This window comes from Mesorhizobium sp. B2-2-3, assembly GCF_006442405.1.
GTDB lineage: Bacteria > Pseudomonadota > Alphaproteobacteria > Rhizobiales > Rhizobiaceae > Mesorhizobium.
This window is the reverse complement of sequence record NZ_VFWC01000001.1, coordinates 263221-278991: the sequence shown is the minus strand read 5'-3', so window position 1 is coordinate 278991 and position 15771 is coordinate 263221. Positions and strand designations below refer to the sequence as shown.

Annotated in this window: 15 protein-coding genes, 1 tRNA gene and 2 pseudogenes; 10 read left to right on the top strand and 8 right to left on the bottom strand. The window is 64.1% G+C overall.

Features of this window, described 5'->3' with window-relative positions:
* Window positions 1-10: 10 nt before the first annotated feature.
* Window positions 11-1162, bottom strand: coding sequence for a hypothetical protein (locus FJ951_RS01285; RefSeq protein WP_140496901.1), 1152 nt, complete (start codon window positions 1160-1162; stop codon window positions 11-13).
* Window positions 1163-1524: 362 nt separating this feature from the next.
* Between FJ951_RS01285 and FJ951_RS01280 the strand changes: the two genes are divergently transcribed.
* A tRNA-Thr gene (locus FJ951_RS01280) sits at window positions 1525-1600 on the top strand.
* Window positions 1601-1624: 24 nt separating this feature from the next.
* Here FJ951_RS01280 and FJ951_RS01275 read toward each other — a convergent pair.
* Window positions 1625-2323 carry a hypothetical protein gene (locus FJ951_RS01275; protein WP_140513092.1) on the bottom strand — a complete coding sequence of 233 codons (699 nt, stop codon included), beginning with the start codon at window positions 2321-2323 and terminating at the stop codon, window positions 1625-1627.
* Window positions 2320-2958 (bottom strand): hypothetical protein, encoded by a 639-nt coding sequence (locus FJ951_RS01270; RefSeq protein WP_246671669.1) that lies wholly within the window; start codon window positions 2956-2958, stop codon window positions 2320-2322. The genes FJ951_RS01275 and FJ951_RS01270 overlap by 4 nt, the downstream gene beginning before the upstream one ends.
* Before the next feature lie 213 nt (window positions 2959-3171).
* Between FJ951_RS01270 and FJ951_RS28670 the strand changes: the two are divergent.
* Window positions 3172-3307: pseudogene (locus tag FJ951_RS28670) on the top strand (IS630 family transposase); the annotation flags it as partial.
* Window positions 3308-3317: 10 nt separating this feature from the next.
* On the opposite strand, the gene FJ951_RS01265 reads toward FJ951_RS28670, so the two are convergent.
* Window positions 3318-4139, bottom strand: a complete 822-nt coding sequence (locus FJ951_RS01265; protein WP_224671420.1) for a membrane-anchored protein — start codon at window positions 4137-4139, stop codon at window positions 3318-3320.
* A 543-nt stretch (window positions 4140-4682) separates the two neighbouring features.
* On the opposite strand from FJ951_RS01265, the gene FJ951_RS01260 reads away from it, so the two are divergent.
* From FJ951_RS01260 to FJ951_RS01225, 8 genes and pseudogenes are all read left to right on the top strand, one after another.
* Window positions 4683-4871, top strand: coding sequence for a DUF2158 domain-containing protein (locus tag FJ951_RS01260; RefSeq protein WP_140496939.1), 189 nt, complete (start codon window positions 4683-4685; stop codon window positions 4869-4871).
* Between the two features lie 304 nt (window positions 4872-5175).
* Entirely contained in the window at window positions 5176-5619 is a 444-nt protein-coding gene (locus FJ951_RS01255; protein WP_140513090.1) for an acid-shock protein, read from the top strand.
* A gap of 44 nt (window positions 5620-5663) precedes the next feature.
* Window positions 5664-6206: an RNA polymerase sigma factor gene (locus FJ951_RS01250; RefSeq protein ID WP_140513088.1), complete on the top strand. Its 543-nt coding sequence runs from the start codon at window positions 5664-5666 to the stop codon at window positions 6204-6206.
* 131 nt (window positions 6207-6337) lie between these two features.
* Window positions 6338-6787: a hypothetical protein gene (locus FJ951_RS01245; protein ID WP_140513086.1), complete on the top strand. Its 450-nt coding sequence runs from the start codon at window positions 6338-6340 to the stop codon at window positions 6785-6787.
* Complete coding sequence (locus tag FJ951_RS01240) at window positions 6784-7233, top strand: periplasmic heavy metal sensor (protein WP_140496947.1); 450 nt, start codon at window positions 6784-6786, stop codon at window positions 7231-7233. Before FJ951_RS01245 ends, FJ951_RS01240 begins: the two co-directional genes overlap by 4 nt.
* Window positions 7234-7340: 107 nt before the next feature.
* Window positions 7341-7637 carry a hypothetical protein gene (locus tag FJ951_RS01235; protein ID WP_140496949.1) on the top strand — a complete coding sequence of 99 codons (297 nt, stop codon included), beginning with the start codon at window positions 7341-7343 and terminating at the stop codon, window positions 7635-7637.
* 169 nt (window positions 7638-7806) lie between these two features.
* Window positions 7807-8040, top strand: a pseudogene (locus tag FJ951_RS01230) (hypothetical protein); the annotation flags it as partial.
* A gap of 94 nt (window positions 8041-8134) precedes the next feature.
* Window positions 8135-9874 carry a sulfatase-like hydrolase/transferase gene (locus FJ951_RS01225; protein ID WP_246671668.1) on the top strand — a complete coding sequence of 580 codons (1740 nt, stop codon included), beginning with the start codon at window positions 8135-8137 and terminating at the stop codon, window positions 9872-9874.
* A gap of 15 nt (window positions 9875-9889) precedes the next feature.
* Here FJ951_RS01225 and FJ951_RS01220 read toward each other — a convergent pair whose 3' ends face one another.
* From FJ951_RS01220 to FJ951_RS01205, 4 genes are read right to left on the bottom strand one after another with little or no spacing between them, the layout of a single operon-like run.
* On the bottom strand, window positions 9890-11473 hold the full coding sequence (locus FJ951_RS01220) for an indolepyruvate oxidoreductase subunit beta family protein (protein ID WP_140513084.1): 1584 nt from the start codon (window positions 11471-11473) through the stop codon (window positions 9890-9892).
* Complete coding sequence (locus FJ951_RS01215; RefSeq protein ID WP_140513082.1) at window positions 11466-13619, bottom strand: indolepyruvate ferredoxin oxidoreductase subunit alpha; 2154 nt, start codon at window positions 13617-13619, stop codon at window positions 11466-11468. Before FJ951_RS01215 ends, FJ951_RS01220 begins: the two co-directional genes overlap by 8 nt.
* Window positions 13620-13664: 45 nt before the next feature.
* On the bottom strand, window positions 13665-14147 hold the full coding sequence (locus tag FJ951_RS01210; RefSeq protein WP_140496955.1) for a MarR family transcriptional regulator: 483 nt from the start codon (window positions 14145-14147) through the stop codon (window positions 13665-13667).
* Window positions 14147-15718, bottom strand: coding sequence for an NAD(P)/FAD-dependent oxidoreductase (locus FJ951_RS01205; protein WP_140513080.1), 1572 nt, complete (start codon window positions 15716-15718; stop codon window positions 14147-14149). Before FJ951_RS01205 ends, FJ951_RS01210 begins: the two co-directional genes overlap by 1 nt.
* Window positions 15719-15771: the final 53 nt, after the last annotated feature.

Below are 15771 nucleotides of genomic sequence, written 5' to 3'. Positions count from 1 at the left end.
GTGCCGGCGCTCAAGGCTCGACGGAGACGCGTATCTCGTAAATGTTGACCGCCTTGCCCTGCTTGTCGAAATCGGAGTTGATGGCGATCGTTCCGGCCGAGCCGGGCCGCTTGTCAGGGAATTTCACGTCGAAGAGATATTCGTTGCGCTGCTGGCCGACCGCATAGCGTTTGCGGCCGCAATCACCAAGCTCGCCGAAATTGCAGTCGACCGAGATCTGCGTGTCCTTGCCGTCCTCGGCGCGGGCGACGATATCGAACACGGCGTGCTTGCCGGCGAGCTTCTCCAGCACGCCTTGCCCGACATCGAAGCTGATCGCCGAACCGGAAGCGCCGGACTGGATGCGCAGGAATGGCCCGGAATCGTCCTTCATCGTTTCCGCCTTGGCGTCCGACGGAGCGCTGACATGCGCCGGGTCGGTGGGCGAAAACACGTTGATCCAGTTGCGCGCCTGATCGGCAGCGCCGGGCTTTTCCGGCCCGGTCTCGCCATCGGCCGGTGTGAAATCGTCGTCCTCGACGGTCGGCGGCGCTTCGGGCGGAGCGGTGTCGAGCTGAGCCTGGGTCTTGAAGACGCCGGTCTGCATGGCGAAAAACAGCCCGATGCCGACCGCGGCGAGCAGCGTCACGGTGAGGAAGATGGCGGTCAGCGGCAGCCGCCGGCCCCTGATGCGCCTCTCGTCGCGATCGGGCGCCACTTCAGCCGTCGCCTCGGACGAAGCGGGAGCCGACATGTCGATGGACGGCACGCCGGAAAGGGTCGCGTCGGGCATGATGTCTGGAACGACCGGCAAGACGCGTGAGCGCGGGGCATCGGCAGCCGGCTGCGCAGGCTCGTCGACGGAAACTGCGGGCGGTGCGGCGCTCTCGCCGGTTGCGGCGGGTGCGGCCGGGCTCGCCGGAAGCTCGACCGCCGGTGCATCGGACTCAGCCTGGGGAGCGACATCCGGCACCGCCGGCAGAAACTCGGATTCGATTTCGGTGATCTTGGCCTGGATCGCCTTGCGGCGCTTGATGGCGACTTCCACCGTCACGCCGGGATTGGCCTGGAGCGCACGGTCGAGCGCGGCGAAAGCCGAGCGATAGACCTTCTCGCGGTACGCGCGGTCCTCGGCATTGCCTCTTTCGAGGGCGTTCCGGATCGCTTTTTCGATTGCGTCCAAGCGAGATCCCTCTGTGCGTTGCCCAAACCTCGCCATGATCGTTAGCCGCAGCCGACCAATCAATCAACGGGCGAGCGTCCGCATTCTGCCTCGTTGGAGTGTCCAAAGTCCATCTTGGCGGTATTCCGGCAACGAAATCAACATGCTTCATCGATCTTTGCCGGGATGGAGGCACGGGACAGGCGCCATGTACCGGCCGACGGGCAAAGGGCGTGCAGCCGGCTTTGTCGGCGATGCGTCGGGGCGGAACGACGCGCAACACGAATTGCCGGGCCGCATCCTGAATTCGCAATCGTCCATCTTGAATTCGCCGTCGGTTGAGTCTATCACCCAGCCCATCTTGGAGGCCTAACGCTTCCCGGGCCGCTTTAGCTCAGTTGGTAGAGCACATCATTCGTAATGATGGGGTCGCGTGTTCGAGTCACGCAAGCGGCACCACTTCCCCAGCCATTGCTGTCGTCGTCATGACATCTGTCCCTGCCACAAGGGTAATCCACTTTCGGCAGCGAAGTCTTTGTCCTCCGCGTAGATCGGTTCGCCTCTTCTCACCACCCGTCGAAGCAGGGCCGCATCTTCGTTGGCGTGATATCGAAAGGCGTTTCGGGTGTCGTATCCGTGCCCGGCCTGGGACAGGGAAAACCCGCTGACGACGACAGGGGCAAAGCCGGCGAAACGCGCCAGTATGATCGCGAAGGCTCCAGTGGAGATCTTCCGGTGCCAGCCGCGGAACATATGATATTTGCCGCTAAGCTGCCAGACGACGTTGGCAAGCTGCCATTTGGTAAGCGCCTGCAAGGTCTCATAATGATAGTCGAAGGTGCGACAACCGGCTTTCAGCTTGTCCTCGACATCAGGCCAAACCGGGATGATCAGGTGCTTTGCCTGCCGTCCTCTCAACAAATCACGCTTGTAGAAATCCTGTTCGCTGGCGTCGACAAAAATGCCGCGGCGGATCACGGCAATATCGGGAACGGGGAGGCCGACGGTTTCCGCCAAAAGCTGGGAAGCATTGACGGTCACAAGTGCCCAATCGGCATCATGTCCCTGCGGGAGGCGAAAATTCGGCGCCGAGCCCATCACCAAGGCGGGACCCGTGGCCCTGGGCAGGCGAAGAATTGGCTTTGAGAAGGCTGGCAAGAGATCCGAAAGCGGAGTTTTCATCCGGGAATCTGAACCGCCTGTTCCTCAAACGCGCGCAGGATGCTCTCTTCCCGGCTCCACAATTCGTCCCATTGCGTGGTGCCGGACCAACCCGCAAACCAAGGGCCGCCGAGCGTATAATGCGCCAGCGAGACATCGGCGGGATCGAGTTCGGAAGCCGAAGCCCCGACGAGGTAGTTCCACGCCAGGGGCAATTCGCCGATCTCATGGTCCTCAAGCCATTTGAAGGCGTGGAGGTCACGTCCGGGCCACGTATTGAGCATCTCCTTGGTCAGCCGCTTGTTGGCGGGATGATCCAGATTCCATAAAACGACCGACGACCAGTTCTTGCGGCGATAGAACGTCTGCGTTTGTCCGTCCATCTTGACCGCTTCGGATTCGCGTTGCTGGTGCTTGACCGCCATGATCGCGTAGGAAGGATCGAGCAGATCGAGCAGTTTGACCGGATCCTTCAGAAACAGGACGTCGCAATCGCAGAACATGGCCCAGCCGCTTTGCCCCATGAACGGAACGGCAAAGCGCGATATGGCAAACTCGGTCGCCATCGGCGCCTCGGAAATCGGGCACCAGAGCTTACCGTCACGTACTTCCATCGGTCGCGTCATGATTCCTTGGGCTACAAGGTCCTTGAGCACGAGCGGCTGTATCTGCAACGGGGTGCTTGTCCGCCGATAGGCGCTCCATCGCGCCACGTCTAGAACTCGGGATTCGCGCGGATCATAGCCAATGTAGATTGGTATCATGTGGCAGTTCTGTAATCTGATGTGAGTTTAGACGAATCTAGCATGGCAGCACTGCACGCGGAAGACCAGAAGCACATTCGCAATGCCGTGTGTCCGGGTTGCCACGAGCGTTTCATCTCTGAAGGTGTCGATGGTGTTTTTGCGCGACAAGAGCCAAGCAACCGGCATCGCGCCTCTTGACGACGGACCTGTCGAGCGGGTCGTCGCACTCACATTTGAGACAGCTCACCAGCAAGCCACATCGACCGTTGTTATTGGACCTCACATCTCCTGGCCTGGCCCGTCCAGAGTGGCAGACCGAGCGAGTCCGCCACGTGCGGATCGCTCGTATAAAGGGGGAAACCGAGCGCCAACAGCGCCAGCAGGGTGGCACGGTCGGAACCGACGTGCATCCGGTCGATGTTCAGTTTGTTGTACACATGGCCGTGCGAACCTGGGTCAATACCCGTGATGATCACGGCCGGCGCGCCGTTATGCAAGGCGTAAAGGACCGCCGTGATCCCGGTCGAGAACTTCTCCTCCAGATGCATCTCGAAATTGGGCACACCCATCACTGCTTCGTAGAGCGCCATGCGCTGGTGACGGGTCATCGTGCGCAGGTCGCGACAGCGGTAGTTGAAGGCCGCGATGTTGCAGCGCAATTCCTCCATCGTGCGGTGTGCACGCACAATCCAGAGCAGATCGGTCTCCTGGCCGGTCAAGACGGCGCGCACGGCCACAGCGTTGGGCTTGGTCGCGTCAAGTTGGTTGACGTAAAGAAATGTCGCGTCAGGAGTACCCATCCCCCAGCGGGCAGTCACGGTCTGCGAGCCATTCACGGTAAAGAGTGTGAAAGCATCGCGCTGAAAACCCACCGGCGGGTTCGAGACCGGCGCGGAGCCCACGACGAGGACCGGCTTTGTAAGCGGCACAGGGTGCCGTGGCGCCTGGGGGTGCAGCAGGCGATATAACAGTTTCCGCTTAACCACGAGAAGCGGGTGATCGAACAAGCGCTTGCGCAGCGGCTTCTGTGCATCGGGATTCGCTGCGCTATGCTCTGCAATCTCCAGAGCGATCCCCTTGGCCTTCGCCAAACCGGCCTCCTCTCAATGCTTTCCCGGGCATGTACTCCCCCCTGCCAGCCGGCGTTGATCAGCGGCTTGATCGTTGGGGCAGGCAGCAACCATAACGTGACGAATCATTTCCTCCGGCGCTCTGATGGGAACCCTTCGCTTTTCCCCAAGCGCTTCAAGCCTCTCTCACTCAATGTCGCAACTCTACTGTATTCGGCACGAGACTGCATGCGGGTTGCTGGTGTTTGTTGCTTCTGATCACGGTTCGATAGAACTCCGTCCGAAACTCATGGTGCCAGATCGGCAGCATCGCCGAAGCGATAGCCGCGCTCAATACTCAGCAGAGGATCAATCTCCACCAGCCGAACAGGAATTTCAACATCCAATTTCGACAACAAACGGCAAGACACATTGCTGCAACTGCGACCGAATCTGCAACTGCGACCGAGACCCGACCTCAAAACGCCGCCTGGCACTGTGGATCGCGATGCTGGCCGAATGCATCCGCCATTGTCGAGACCGAGGTTTGATGTGAAACTCCCGGCGTCAGCATGGGAGGTCAAAATGCCCAACAGTTTCAAGACCGGAGACGTCGTCAAGCTGAAGTCCGGAGGCCCGAAGATGACGATAAGCGACGGTGCCGCCTCCGGCACATATATGTGCCATTGGTTCAACCGCGAGGGCGATGTATGGACCCCGCAGCATGCCGGCTTCAAGCCGGACCAGCTGGTGGTGGCGGACCAATCGACATAGAGCGGTTCACCGCTTCGCGGAAGCGGCGAAACGCTCTATCTCTTTGTTTTTACGCAATTCCCAAGGGAAAGCGCTACGCGCTTTTCCCGGAAAGCCGTACACACTTTTCTTGGAATTGCTCTAGTTCCTGCCCTTCGGCTGAAGGGTTCGAACATGGCGCAAGCAGCGCCCGATCGGGCGCGTTGTTGCGGCATGCGCCTGCCGGCACAAAAGTCACCGACGGATTTCTACCGCCGCTGCGTTTAACGGGAGAAGCGTCGCCACGGCACAATGCCATGGCAGCGCGCTAACCGGAGACGCCAGCATGATACGCCGTTCGATCCTTGCCGCTGCCTTGAGCCTGCTGACCGCCACGGCGTTCGCCCAGACGGCGACACAGCCTCCGGCCGCGACGTCCTCTTCTGCACCGCCTCCCGCTGCCGCGCCAGCCGCGTCAAAGACCAGGCCCGACATCACGTTGGCCAAATTCCAGAAGCGGCGTGAGAAGGCGATCATGGCCGCCGACACGGATGGCGACGGCAAGATCAGCCTGCGGGAATGGGAGGCCCTCCAGGCAAAGCGCGGCACCAAGGGCGACCCGACACAGTCCTTCGCGCGCGCCGACTCGAACCATGACGGCTTCATCGACCGCGCCGAACTCGATGCCTTCTTCGCCGAGCGCTTCGCCAGGTTGGACAAGAATGGCGACGGCGTTCTGAGCGTCGACGAAATGCCGGGCCACAAAACCGCTCCCAAGACGGAGCAATGAACGGGGGTAATGGCACGCGATGAGCATCAGGGGTGCGCCAGCCGATGAGCGCGGATCCGGACGAGGAGCTGGTTCGCCGTATCGGCGCCGGCGATCCGGCGGCCGTGCAAACGCTCGTCGCGCGCAAACTGCCGCGTATCCTGGCGCTTGCCGTGCGCATGCTGGGCGACACGGCAGAAGCCGAGGATGTCGCGCAGGAGACCTTCGTCCGAATCTGGCGCCATGCCTCGGGCTGGCGGCGCGGCAATGCACGCTTCGACACCTGGATCCACCGGGTGACGCTGAACCTCTGCTACGACCGGCTGCGCCGCCGCCGCGAATGGGTGACAGACGATCTGCCGGAGGTGATGGACCCGGCGCCGCTTCCGGATGCCCAGCCGCGGGAAGACGCGCAGCGCGTCGAACAGGCCCTGCAAGCCATCGCCCCGCGCCAGCGCGAAGCCATCATCCTGGTCTACTATCAGGACATGTCGAACATCGAGGCGGCCACGACCCTGGAGATCAGCGTCGATGCCCTGGAGAGCCTGCTTTCGCGCGGCCGCAGGGCGTTGCAGGCGATCCTGGCCAGGGACGATGTCCATGAATGAGAACCGCGCCGCCATGAAAGCGCAGCGTTCGCGCCTTGCCGACACCGCCTGGCAGCCGGCTCCGATGATCGCAGCGCCGTGCGGGCACGCGATGCCAGCGGGCAAGGGGCCAACAGGCAAGGGAAAGACCGATGTCTGACCGATCCAGGGACGCACCGACGATGGATGCCGAACGCTTTGCCGCGCTGGCGTCAGCCTATGGCGGCGACTTGCGGCGATGGCCACAGGCCGAACGCGCGGCGGGCAGCATCCTTGCCGCAAGCGACGCGGGCGCGGCCATTCTGAGGGATGCCGGCAAGCTCGACGCCCTGCTCGACAGCTATCGCGTCGAAGCGCCCGGCAAAGCGCTGCACGGCGGCATAGTGAGGGCTGCCGACGGTCATCTTGCCCAACGCTGGCGCCAGCGCTTGTGGTGGCTGGGGCTCGGACTTGCCGGCATCGGCCTGGCCGGCGCGGTTGCCGGATCGGCTTTGGTGATCGTCGCCACGCCTGAGGTTCAGCCCGATCAGTATGTGCTGGACGCCAATACGACGGCGTTCGGCGATGCCGGTCCCGACGACACGATCGAGGAAAACCTATGAGCACGGGCCGCAAGCTCCTCATCGCGTCCGTGGCGCTGAACGTCTTCCTGGCCGGCGCCCTTGCCGGCGGCGCAGTCTGGCTGAGAAGTGGCAAGGCGGGCCAGGGCTATTCGCTGGAAGCGGTCGGAGGCCGGCTTCCGGACCAGGAACGCAGGATATTCCGCAAGGCGTTGCGTGAGGTCCGGCGCGAATCCCGCCAGGTCATCCTCGACGGCCAGCAGGCCAGGCGCGAGGCCGCCGACCTGCTGCGGCAGCCCACCCTCGACACGGCAGCCCTGACAGCCGCGCTCGAGCGGGCCCGCAACGCCGACGTCACCATGCGCATGCGGCTGGAGCAGCGCATCGTCGAGTTCGCCGCGGCAAGTTCGGCAGAGGATCGCGGCGTTCTGGCTGAGGGGCTGACAAGACGCGCCGGGTTGCCGCCGGCGCCAAAAAAATCGCCATAAGCACCGACGGAATGCGCCGAAGCCGCCGTTTAAGGCAAGAAGGGCACACCTGCCGGACAGCTTGGTGCGAACAGGTTTTCAACTTCGAGACCATTTGGAGTATCGTCATGAACCGTCTGACACAATACGCGGCCGCCGCCGCGCTTGCCTTGACCGGAACGGCCGCGACCGTTGCGGCGGCATCCGCCACGCCGATGCTGGCCCAGCCAAGCGCCCCGGCGCTGATCGAGCATGTGGCATGGGGTTGCGGCCCCGGCTGGCATCCCAACCACTGGGGGCGCTGCGTGCCCAATCGGGGGGTTGTGTATCCGCGTTATTACCGGCCCGGCCCGGTCTTCCACGTCTGGCACCCCCATCCTGTCTGGCACCCACATCGGGTCTGGCACCGCTGGCGTCACTGGTAAGCGTGTGCGGGGGCCAGCCGCTTCACCGGCCTGGCCCCCTCGACCGCAGCAACCGATCCGACCTGAGCGCATCGCGCCGAAAACGGGTTCATGCGCCGCGCTGGGCCTGAACAAGGAGCTGACGTGGCTATCCCGGCCAAAGGCTCCATGCCGCCGGACGCCGCCCTGGTCGGTGGTGCTGCTCGCCGGCGGCGCGATCAAGGGCGGCCGCGTCATAGCCGACTGGCCGGGCCTGAAGCCGGCCCAGCTCTACGAGCAGCGCGACCTGGCGCCGACCAGCGATGTCAGGGCGGTGCTGAAAGGCCTGCTCGCCGACCAGTTCGGGCTTTCGGCGGCGGTGCTCGGCGACAAGGTGTTCCCGGAGTCCGCGGCGATGAAGCCGATGCGCGATCTGGTCGTCTGAATTCCGGTTGCAGATGGCGATTAAGGTTAAATTTACTATGGAATTGTTCGAAAGCTGCAAATGACACAAAGCTCCCCCAAAGGAACGCAAAGACATGTTCGTGGGGAAAGCCATATCTCGACCTCAAGGGCCTTTGCGGGCCTTCTGCCATCCGCTGGCGTTGGTGCTGATCAGCCTTGCGGGCGTTTTTGGTGCCGGCCGAGCCGAGCATGAATGGCTGTCGGTGCCGTTCTCGCTGACATTGGTGGGGGCGCTCGCGGGAGCGGTGTTCCTGACATCGGGGCGCCTCGCCTTTTCCGTCTATCTTGCCTGGATGGCCGTTGCCCTGGTGACGCTGATCTCGGCGGTCAAATTCCGGATGAAGGGGTTCTCGCTGCACTTCTACGACACGATCTTCGTGTCCACGGATCCGGGAGTGTATCGCTTCCTGCTCGGCTCCTATCTCCACCTCATCCTGCCTGTCGCCGCGGTGTTGGTGCTTGGCATCGCCGCAGCGATCCTGATCTTTCGCGCCGACCGGAAGCTTGGCTGGCCCGCATCGGCGCGCGCCCTGCTTCTGGCCCTCCTCGTCACACTGGTGCCGCTGACCTTTCCAGCCGAGGCTTCGAAGGACCGGTACTTCTATTATATGCAGGGCCGGCACATGTCGGCCTTCTTCATCTCACTGATGGATCTGCGCAACCTGGTCGTCGAGCCGGCGTTCGAGCAGCGGCTGCAGGCCATCGCGCCACAGCCACCCTTCGCCGATACGGTCGACTGCGGCGACCGGGCAGCGCTTCCCGATATTTTCTTCGTGTTGAGCGAAAGCCAGTCCGATCCAAGCTATTTTCCGCAGATCGCCAGCGGCGCGGGATTCCTGCAGCGATTTGCACCTGCCGCTGGCGAGCCCCGCCCGATGCAGGTCGAGACGTTCGGCGGCGGCACCTGGATCAGCAATTTGTCCTTGATGACCGGGGTTTCGGCCAGCGATTTCGGCTGGCGAAGTCCTTATCTGACGATCACGCTACAGGACAAGGTCGCCGGCGCGTTGCCGGAGTTGCTGGCGCGCTGCGGCTATCGAACGGCCGCCATGACGCCGATGGACTTTACCTTCGTCAACGAGGGGCCTTTCTTGAAGTCGATCGGGTTCGAGAACGTCCTCGACATCAAGGATATCGCCGCGCCCTTCTACCATCTGCGCGACAGTTTCTATTACCACGCGGCGGAGGCATTCATCGCCAGACACCGCCGGGAAGACGGCCGGCCACTGTTCCTCGAAATCCAGACCATGTTTCCGCACTCGCCCTATGAGGGGCGGATGGAGCCGGGATTGAAGATGGAAGACGAGCCCTTCTCGGACGATTTCCAGATCGGCGAATATCTGCGCCGCATGGCGATCGCGCGCGGCGACCTTCAGGATTTTCTCAAGCAACGGGAAGCGGAGGCCGGCAGGCGCGGCGCCGTGGTGCTCGAATTCGGCGACCACCAGTCCTCGGCGACCAAACCGTTTGTCGATGCGACCGCAGGTAGTGACGCGCTGGCCAAGCTTGACTCGCTCGCCTATCGCACCTTCTACACCCTCACGACCTTCCATCATCCACTGCGTCATCCGATGCCCAATATGGCGTCGCTCGATATTGCCTTTCTCAGCGCAAGCCTGCTCGATGCCGCCGGCCTGCCGATGTCACCCGTTATGTCTGATCTGGTGCGGTTGCGTGACCATTGCGGCGGCAGGTTCCATGGCTGTGCTGACCGGGCCGAGGTGGATGCACATCTGCGCCGCCGCGCCGATTCAGGACTGCTGCATCTTTTCCCGCAAGCTGCGCCGCTTCATTCACAAGTCGAAACACAGTGACGGCGCGACGCGGCCTCAGTGTGTCGGCCCGGCCCCCAGCGTCGCCACCGTCTTGAGGGCGCCGTCGAGCATGCCGCCCTTCTCGTCCTTCAGTGCCGCCTCGCGCAGCCGCCTGATCCAGTCAGCGGCGTCGGCGCGCCCCTTGAGCAGGTCGAGCGCCGACAGCACGCGGTCGAACTTCGACTGGGCACGGACATGGGTGTCGCTGTAGCCCTTGATCAGCCGGCGGCAGTTCAGGATCTCGACGGCCAATGCATAGTCCTCACGCGCATGGCCCAGCGCCAGCGCGTACCAGCTCTCCAGATGTGCGGCTTCCACCTTGTGGCGCAGCAGGCGGCGGCGCCAGCGGCGCAGGCCGCCGATGAACCACAGAGCGGTGAAACCGGCAAAACTATCGGTACGGATGCGCCGGCCGCGATTGATGCGACGGTCAAGGAAGGCGGCGAGCTTCGGCCGGTTCTCGATGTAGCTGCCCAGCCCCGCCGGCAGCGTGCCGCAGAACTCCTCGATGCGCGGATGGAAATACTCGGTCACCTGCAGGACCGAGTCATCCCTGACGCCGACCTCCTTGCGCACGCGCCTGTCGCGGGTCGAGCGCGTCTTCAGGTCGGCGACGCGGATCATGTCGTCGTAGCATAGGGCGTTCGCCAAATGCTTGGCGGCGGCGATCGAGAGGGCATAGGCTCGATCAGGCCCGTCCAGCACGACGGCTTTGTCCAGGCGGTCGAGATATTCGCGTCCGTAGGCAATGTCCTGATAGTCCACGACCTTTCGCAGACCGCGCAGCGCCATGTCGCGCACCGCCACGGGCATCACGTCGATGCGGGCGGCCAGGGCCTGCCAGCCTCGCAGGAGGTCTTGCGGGCCACTCACCTGTCCAGCGGCCAGGGCGGAGCCGACGACAGCCGCTTCTGCCGGCTTTGGCGCAGCCGATGATGCCGTGCCGCGCGCGCGATCATAGGCGGCGCCGAAGGCGGCGAGGCTGGCCTTGACGCCGCGGCCACCGGCGCCGATCGCCTCTTCATAGCTTTCGCGTACGAACGGCAGGGCGTCGGAGCCCGCCAGCGCGCCAAGCAGGCTGGCCGAGATCATGGAGCCGCTGTCGGCCGCGATCTTTTCCATATCGAAAGCGATGAAGCGCTTCGATGCGGCTTCTGCCGTCGCGTACACCTTCGACGACGACGCCCTGCCGTCGCCGGGCTCGATCTTTTCCGACACGGCGGCGATGCGGTGCGAAGAGGTGATCAACGTCGTGCGGTCGGGGGTGACGAAGCCGCGGATAATCGCGCGGCCGGCTTCCATCAGCTCGGCGGCGATCAAAATGTCGACGTCGCCTTGCGAGGGCGACAGCGCGAAGACCGGCAGGCGGCCGGTGTCGCGGGCCGCCTCGACATAGTAGATGGTGGCGCCGGTGCGCTGGGCGACGCCGGCCACCGAGGTCGATTGCGCCACGTACCCGTTGCGCTCGGCGACGTCGGTGATCCAATCGGCAAGCACGCCGCCGCCCTGGCCGCCGACGGCAAGCACCGCAAGCTTGATAACGCGTTCGTCGTCGGCGGCGCCTGTCTTCGGGCGCAGTGAGGCGTTGTGATCAAGCATCGGCGAACACCAGACGGCGGCCTTCGCGGCGACGCTGCAAAAGACCGATGACGGCGCGCCGGGCGCTCTCGAGGAAGCGGTCCCAGCGGCTCGGGTTGTGCACGACATCGGCGCGATAGAAGGACGGGCACAGCACCGCCGCATCGGCGACCTCGCCGCAATTGCCGCAGCCGACGCAGTTCTGGTCGATGCTCGCGACGGGATCGTCGCGCAGCGGATCGTCGAGCGACTTCACCGACAGCGACGGGCAGCCGGACAGCCGCATGCAGGCATGGTCGCCGGTGCAGATGTCCTCGTCGACGCCGAACTTCGGCTTGACGACGCGCGTTCCACCCTTGATCGCATTGTCGACCAGGGGCTTTTCGCGGCGCTGGCGGTTGAGCATGCATTCCGACGAGGCGACGATGACCTTCGGGCCTTTCTCGTCCGTGGTCAGCGCCTCGCGCAGAGTGTCCTGCATCTTGCCGACATCGTAGGTGCGGTCGACATGGCGCAGCCACTTGACGCCCATGCCTTTCACCGCCTCTGTGATGGGATGCTTGGTCGACTTGGTCTTGTTGCCGGCGCGGGACGACAGGATGTCCTGCCCTCCTGTCGCGGCCGAGTAGAAATTGTCGACGATGACGATGACGCCGTCGTTCTTGTTGAACACCGCATTGCCGATCGAGGAGGTCAGGCCATTGTGCCAGAAGCCGCCATCGCCGACGAAGGAGATCGAGCGGCGCTTGGCGTCGGGCGAATTGAAGGCCGAGGCCGAGGCCGGGCCGAGCCCGTAGCCCATTGTGGTGGCGCCGAGTTCGAAGGGCGGCATGATCGAGAACAGGTGGCAGCCGATGTCGGACGCGATGTGGTGCTTGCCGAGTTCCTGTTCGACCAGTTTTGTCGCGGCAAAGATCGGCCGCTCCGGGCAGCCGATGCAGAAACCGGGCGGTCGACCTGGAACGACATTGATCAGGTCCGCCGTGTCGACGCCGTCGCCGACCTTGTTGGGAGCCCGCACTTCGCCGGGCAGAAGATGCGGCGCCTCGGTGCGCAGGAAGGCGCCGATGCCGTCGAGCATGACCTGGCCGGTATATTCGCCGGCCATCGGCAGGTGCTCCTTGCCGACCAGGCGGGTGCCACGCCCGGCCTTGTGCAGCATGGCGGCAAAGGCCTGTTCGATGTAGTTGGGCTGGCCTTCCTCGACGACCAGCACCGCCTGCTTGCCTTCGCAGAAGGACAGAAACTCGTCGTCGATCAACGGATACACGGCATTGAGCACGTAGAGCGGCACGTCGGTCTCGCCATAGGTGTCGGCAAGGCCGAGCCGCTGCAAAGCGCGGATGACGGAATTGTACATGCCGCCCTGCATGACGATGCCGACGGAGCCGTGATCGGAACCGAAGATCTCGTTGATCTTGCGGCTCTTGATGAAATCCACCGCCGCCGGCCAGCGCTTCGCGACCTTCTCCTTCTCGTGCAGGAAGGAAGCGGGCGGCAGCACGATGCGGCCGGTGTCGCGGCGGGGCGCCTCCAGCGCATCGGCCACCGTCATCGGCGGCCGCTTGTTGTCTTTGGCGGTGAAATGACCGTGGACATGGCAGCAGCGGATGCGCACCTGCAGCATGACAGGCGTGTTGGAGGCCTCGGACAACTCGAAGCCGTCTTCCACGGCCTTGACGATCGAGGGCAGGTTCGGGCGCGGATCGAGCAGCCAGACCTGGCTTTTCATGGCGAAGGCATGGCTGCGCTCCTGCATGATCGAGGAGCCCTCGCCATAGTCCTCGCCGACGATGATCAGCGCGCCGCCGGTGACGCCGCCAGATGCCAGATTAGCGAGCGCGTCGGAGGCGACATTGGTGCCGACCGTCGACTTGAAGGTCGCCGCGCCGCGGATCGGATAATGCACCGAGGCCGCCAGCATGGCGGTGGCGGTGGCTTCCGAGGCGCTCGCCTCGAAATGCACGCCGAGTTCGCCCAGAATGTCCTGTGCGTCGGCCAGCACGTCCATGAGATGGCTGATCGGCGCACCCTGGTAGCCGCCGACATAGCCGACGCCGCATTGCAGCAGCGCCTTGGTGATGGCGAGGATGCCTTCGCCGGCAAATTCCTCGCCCGCGCCGAGCCTCAGCTTTTCGACTTCCTTGGCAAAAGACCGTTCGGCCATTTTTGGCCTCCTTCCGTTGCCGCCCGGCTTCGGCGGCGCGTAGCTCTAGATGTCGTGCTTGCGAATGTTCTTCAGCATCTTCTGCAATGTCGCGATCAGCGCTGCATATTCGGCATCGTCGACATCGTCGAACATGGCCTCGAAAGCGTCATGCATGGCCGGCCAGGCACGGGTGAACTCGGTGCGGCCCTCGTCGGTCAGGAACACATGGCGGATGCGACTGTCGCTAACCCCCTGCTCGCGCCGCACAAGCCCCTGCCCCTCAAGCGTGTCGAGCGTGCGGCTCAAGGTCGACTGCTCGATCACCGTATAGACCGAGAGGTCGTTGACGGTGACGCCGTCAGTGACCGACAGCACCGCGAGCGCCCGCACCTGCGAAATGGTCAGGCCCTGCTTGCGGAAATCGTCCCGCAAGGTGGCGTTGTAGCGGCCCATGATGCGGTTCATCAGATAGGGCGCGAATTGCTGCAGGCCGATCTGGCCCAAGGTCGATATGCGCTGGCGCTTTTCCGCGATTTTCTGCTCCATCATAGTCTCCCCGCCAGGAGAAAGCCGGAGCCGCCGCCGAGGCCCGCGCCCGGATGGGTCGAGGCGCCGATATGGTAGAGGTTCTTGATGCCGGTCTGGTGATTGCGGCTGGTCTTGAACGGCCGCCACAGGAAGGACTGGTCGACGGTCGAGGACCCGCCATAGGGGTCGCCGCCGACCAGATTGATGTTCATCGCTTCGAGATCGGCAGGCGAATAGGCGCGGCGCGCGATGACGCTGTCCTTGAAGCCATCGATATGACTGGCAAGGATCGCTTCGGCGCGATCGGCATAGGCCTCGCGCAGCGCGTCGGTCCATTGCCCGTCCGCCGGCGCCTGCAGCTTGCCGGCGGCATCACCCTTGATGTGACGGGGCGCCTCGGGCAGTTGCAGCCACAGGATCGCCTTGCCTTGCGGGCAACGCGAGGGATCGAGCGCGTGCGGCTGGCCGACGCAGATGGTCGGCACTTCGGGCAGCGTGCCCCGCACCGCCTCGTTGCAGGCCTTCGATACCCCGTCCAACCCAGGCGTCAGATGCAGCAGCGCCACCTTGTCCAACCCCTGGCCTCGCCATGAAGGCGGCTTGTCGAGGGCATAGTGGATCTGGAAATTGCCTTTGCCGTAGCGGTATTTTTGCGTCGCTTCGACGTCGGTTTTGGGGCCGTCACTGCCGAGCAGCCGACCGTAAAGCTGCGTTGGCGTGACCGAGCAGATGACGCTCTTCTTCGCATGGACGGTTTCGCCCGAGGCCAGCCGCACGCCGGTGGCGCGACCTTCGGTCAGGATGATCGAAGCAACGTCGGCCTCGGTGGAGATGACCCCGCCGCGCTCTTTGACAAGCGCCTCGAAGGCCGACAGCAGGTTCTTCGCCCCGCCCTTGACGATCGGCGCGCCCGCAGCCTCCAGCGCGAAGGCGATGACCTTGGCGATCTGGCCGGAGAAAGCATCTTCCGGCCCAAGTCCGGCATGCAGGACCCACGGTGCCCACAGCGCGCGTATGGTTTCGGACCGATAGGTGCTTTCCAGCCATCCGCGCGCCGGCACCAACGCATTGCCGAGAAAGGCGGCCAGCCCGCGCGGGCTCCGCCGCCAGGCATCACCGGCGAGCAGCTTCGCCGTCGGGTAGGTCCACAGGCTGCCGCCGAGCAGGCCGAACAGCAGCCCGGCATTGCGCTCGATGCCGCCGACATCCTCGGCGTGCTGGTCGCCGTCGCCTGCGGCGATCGCATTGAAGGCGGCGATGTTGGCGGCGCGGTCGGTGCTGAGCACGGCATGGCTGCCGTCGGGCCGCAGCACCCCCGTCGGGGTGGCCGCGTGACAGAACTCCAGGCCATGCCGGGCCAAGTCCTTGCCCAGCGCCGCGTAAGCCGGCGAGGTAATGAACAGCACGAATGTCGTCGCCATCACATCATGGATGAAACCGGGCGCGGTGATTTCCTCGGTGCGCATGCAGCCGCCAATGCGGTCGCTGCGCTCCAGCACCAGCACCTTGGCGCCCTTGCCGCCGAGCATCGCCGCGCACACCAGCGCGTTGATGCCGCTGCCGACGATGATGTGGTCGGGGGCGTTCATGGGTGGCTGCCCCCGGCCGGCCGAAGGTAGGGTTCAAACACGCGATGTCGAGT